Origin of the sequence: Fulvivirga aurantia, assembly GCF_009711475.1 — a bacterium.
Lineage (GTDB): Bacteria > Bacteroidota > Bacteroidia > Cytophagales > Cyclobacteriaceae > Fulvivirga > Fulvivirga aurantia.
The window spans coordinates 1-657 of record NZ_SMMD01000134.1 but is presented as its reverse complement, the minus strand read 5'-3'; the positions used below and the strand labels follow the sequence as shown (position 1 = coordinate 657).

Annotated in this window: 1 protein-coding gene; it reads left to right on the top strand. The window is 41.7% G+C overall.

The genetic code is table 11. From position 1 onward, the window contains the following. The first annotated feature begins 37 nt into the window (after positions 1-37). Entirely contained in the window at positions 38-601 is a 564-nt protein-coding gene (locus E1176_RS00340) for a fasciclin domain-containing protein (protein WP_155208608.1), read from the top strand. The last annotated feature ends 56 nt before the right edge of the window (positions 602-657 follow it).

Here is a 657-nt window from a genome sequence, read left to right as displayed (position 1 = left end):
ACTGATTCACGATTCAAATATTAAACTCTAAAACCTCATGAAAAATTTAAAGTATGTTTATCTAGTCGCATTGTTATTTGCTTTTGGCTGCAGCGGAAGCGGCACCAGTAATAACGAAGATGCGGAATCAGCTGAAGCTATGGAAGCTGGTGATACCAAGTCGACTTATGAAGGAGAAGTGGTAGAGAAAGACATAGTTACTATCGCAGCAGAAACAGAAACACTATCTACGCTAGTATCGGCAGTAAAAGCTGGTGATCTTGTAGAGACATTGCAAGGTGATGGTCCTTTCACTGTTTTTGCGCCAACAAACGAAGCTTTTGCCCGACTACCGGAAGGCACTTTGGAGGATCTATTGAAGCCTGAAAACAAAGATAAACTGGTAGCCATTTTAACTTATCACGTGGTACCCGGTAAAGTAATGTCATCTGATTTATCAGACGGAATGAATGCCGGTACAGTAAATGGACAAGAATTGACGATAAACACCGTTGATGGTGTAAAAGTAAACAGCAGCGCTAATGTTGTAACTGCCGATGTGGAAGCATCAAATGGTGTGGTACATGTAGTTGATGCTGTAATCTTACCTCCTTCTGAGTAGAGAGGGAGTTTTCATAATTCAGGTAGAGAGGCCGTCTCAAAAGGTGAGTCATCCTG